This window comes from Rhodococcus sp. (in: high G+C Gram-positive bacteria) (genome assembly GCF_049299235.1).
Classification (GTDB): domain Bacteria; phylum Actinomycetota; class Actinomycetes; order Mycobacteriales; family Mycobacteriaceae; genus Rhodococcus.
In genome coordinates this window covers 1-3408 of record NZ_JBAQXC010000380.1, presented here as the reverse complement: position 1 = coordinate 3408, position 3408 = coordinate 1, and the positions used below count along the sequence as shown (strand labels likewise).

Sequence of the window (3408 nt, the reverse complement as noted above, 5' to 3'; positions counted from 1 at the left end):
GCTTCGAGGTGATCGGCGCGACCGCACCCGCACGCGATTGCGCCGGTCGCGGGGACCAGCAGGTGCGTCAGTTCACCGCAGGTGCCGTGGGCCCCGTGGCGGAGCGTGCCGTCGACGGACAGCGCGCCGCCGATGCCGGTGCCGATCGACACGAACACCACCGAGCCCCGGCCGCGGCCGGCCCCGATCGTGTTTTCCCCGTGCGCCATCACCCGGACGTCATTGTCCACGGTGACGGGCAGACCGGTGCGGGATTCGAGGACGCCGCGCACGTCGGCGCCCGCCCAGCCGGTCAGGATGTCGGAGGCGAAGGTGACCCGTCCGGTGGTCCTGTCGACGATGCCAGGAGCACCGACACCGATTCCACCGGCCTCGTGGTGGGCGAGCAGGCCCACGATCAGCTCGGCGACGGTGCCCAGCACCGCCTGCCCGCCCGTGCTCGGGGTCGCCGCACGCACTGTCTGGATCACCTCACCGGTGGCGGTGACCACCGCGGCGGCGACCTTGGTGCCACCGATGTCGACACCGATCCACTGTTCCCGCACCGACGTCATGTCAGAGGAGCCCGGTGCGTTCGAGGATCGCCTTGACGGCTTCGGTTTCGGATTCGTCGAGTGAGAGCATCGGCGCGCACATCGTGTTGCTCGCGATGACCCGGCGCAGCATCAGCGCCGTCTTGAACGCACCGAGCCCTGCGGCGCCGGCACTGACCCGACCCGGGGCCGGGGTGTAGACGATGGAGAACAGGTCGGCGAGCCGGTCCTGTTCGGCCTTCGCAGCCGCCCAGTCGCCGGCGCGGGCGGCACGCCACAACCGGACGTAGCCGTCGGGGTCGACGTTGGCCAGGCCGGGCACCGCGCCCGTGGCGCCCATGAGCAGGCAGCCGTCCACGACGACCTCGTGGCCGGTGAAGACCGCGAAGTTGTCCATACCGCGGGACTGGAGCAGCAACTGACGGAAGCCGACGTCGTCTCCGCTCGAGTCCTTCACACCGGCGAGGACACCCTCGCGGCCCAGTTCCACCAGCATTGCGGCGTCGAGCTTGCTGTGCACACGGACTGGAACGTCGTACGCGAAGAGCGGAACGTCCACCGCCGCGTGAATGGCGCGGAAGTGGGTGGCGGTCTCCTGCGCGTTGGTGATCGCGTAGAACGGGGCGGTCGCGACGATGGCGTCGGCCCCGGCATTGCGGGCGCGCTCGGCGACGGCGATGACGCGGTTGGTGGTCATGTCGTTGACGCCGACGAGCACCGGCACCTGCCCGCCGACGTGCCCGATCGCGGTCGCCACGATCTCGGCCCGCTGCTCGTCGGTGAGGTAGCCGACCTCCGCCGACGATCCGAGGATGAACACGCCGTCGACGCCGGCGTCGAGTTGCATCGTCAGCAGGCGTTCGAGGGCGGTGGTGTCGACGTTGCCGTCGGCGGTGAGGGGGGTGACGATCGGGGGGACGATTCCGCTGAAGGTGGTGCTCATGATTCTCCGTAGCTGGTGTTCGGGTGGTGTCTGCGGCGGTTATGCGGCGGTTATTCGAGGGCGACCGGCTGTCCCTCGGCCGCGGAACGGTAGGCGGCGTCGATGACGCGCATCGACGCCCGCGCATCGGCGATCGAGTAGTCGGGGGCGATCCGCTGGGGGAGCCGGTCGAGCAAGTGCGTCAGGAAGCTCGACACGGCGTTGTCGGATCCGAAGCCGCCGATCGGATGTGCGGTGACGGCACCGGAACCGGCGAACTGCAGGACCGCCGGCTTGTCGTCGTCCGAACTGGCGTACCCGTGCGATCCGAGGACCCGGACCGTGGCCGTGTTCGCTCCGAATCCCGGTGCGGCGGGCACCCTTCCGACGGTGACGGTGGCGGTGACGCCGTGCGCGAGCGCGAGCGACACCAGCGCGGTGTCCTCGACCCCGAATTGCGCGTGGGCGCCGCCGTAGAGGGTGCTCGTCTCGGCGTACACCTCGGTGACGTCGAGCCCGGTGAGATACCGGAGGTAGTCGGCGGCGTAACCGAGGAAGTTCAGCACCTCCCCGCCGCCGGACAGCGCCGGGTCCACCACCAGCTCCGGTCGTTCCACCGAGGTGGCGAAATGGGTTCCGCTGGCCAGGAATTCGATGTCCACGTGCCGGGGGAGACCGAGATTGCCTGCGTCGATCCAGCGGCGCAGTCGGCGCAGCGCGGGCGAGTGGGTGCGGTTGACGACGGTGCAGATCCGCCCGGTGGCGGCTGCGGCGGCCTCGACGGCGGCGGCTTCGGCCTCGCTGACTCCGATCGGCTTGTCGACCAGGACGTCGAGTCCGGCCTCGAGTGCGGCGATCGCCAGCCGGGCGTGCCGGGTCGGTTCGCTGCAGATCACTGCGAGGTCGATCCGGTCGGGATCGAGGAGTTCGCCGAGATCGTCGATCCATGCGATGCCCGCGGCCGCGGCCGTCGCGATACCGTCGGCGCGGATCCAGTCGGCTACGCCGTGTTCCTCGGCGATCCCGACCAGGTGCACACGCGGATCACCGTGCAACAGCCCGGCGTAGGACCCGGCATGCCGCACACCGCTGATAAATCCGATGCGGGTCGGAGTGGTGGATGTCATGGGTGCGCTCCATGGTCGATGGTGACGGCGCGACCGGTATCGAGCGAATGCTGGGCCGCGATCGCGGTCGCCAGCGCCGCGCGCACCTGCCAGTTCTCGACGATGGGGGTCACCGATCCGTCGAGGGTGCCGATCCAGTGCCGCATCTGATGGGTCATCGCGTCCTCGATGGACGACGGCGGCGCGGTGACGGTGTCGGACATCAGTCCGGGATCGTCGCCGGTGTCGTGGGCGAGGGTGCCGTCGGTGCCGGAGACGACGATGCGGCGCACCATCGTTCCCGGCTGCGACAGCGCGTAGGCCAGTTCGATCAGGGCCAGCGAGTCGTCGTCGAAGCGGACGGTCAGGTGGAAGCTGTCGTGGACGGGCATGCCTGCGGCGAAGGTCGGGAAGCTGCGGGCGAACACCCGGACCGGATGCCGGCCGGTCAGCCAGGTCACCAGGTCGAGTGCGTGCGTGCCGTTGTGCACGGGGTGACCACCCGAGCGCGCCTTGTCGTGCTGCCAGCCGCGCCAGCCACCGGGCCAGACGTGACCGGTGTACCAGCTCAGGTGGATCAGGCGGGGATCGCCGATGGCGCCCTGCCCGACGGCGGCACCGATCGAACTGATCGACGGCTGGAACCGGACGGTCTGCCCCACCATCAGGGACGTGCCCGCACCTTCGGTGGCGGCGACCATGGCGTCGAAGTCCGTGACGGTCAGGGCGGCCGGCTTCTCGACGTGTACGTGTTTGCCGGCCCGGCCGGCGGCGATCGTCACCGGCGCGTGGTCCGGGGTGGCGCCGACCACGTTCACCGCGTCGATCGTGGGGTCCGCCAGGACCC

4 protein-coding genes are annotated in these 3408 nt (G+C 70.2%); all 4 read right to left on the bottom strand.

Translation table 11 applies throughout. The features are described from left to right. Nucleotides 1-554, bottom strand: a 554-nt coding sequence (locus WAX14_RS23435) for an ROK family protein (protein WP_422630437.1), incomplete at its 3' end; no start/stop codon positions are given. Between the two features lies 1 nt (nucleotide 555). Then, a complete protein-coding gene (locus WAX14_RS23430) occupies nucleotides 556-1476 on the bottom strand; it encodes a dihydrodipicolinate synthase family protein (RefSeq protein WP_422630436.1) in 921 nt (306 codons plus the stop codon). Nucleotides 1477-1526: 50 nt separating this feature from the next. Beyond that, a complete protein-coding gene (locus WAX14_RS23425; RefSeq protein ID WP_422630435.1) occupies nucleotides 1527-2582 on the bottom strand; it encodes a Gfo/Idh/MocA family protein in 1056 nt (351 codons plus the stop codon). Further along, nucleotides 2579-3408, bottom strand: an 830-nt coding sequence (locus WAX14_RS23420) for a Gfo/Idh/MocA family protein (RefSeq protein WP_422630434.1), incomplete at its 5' end; no start/stop codon positions are given. The genes WAX14_RS23425 and WAX14_RS23420, both read right to left, overlap by 4 nt.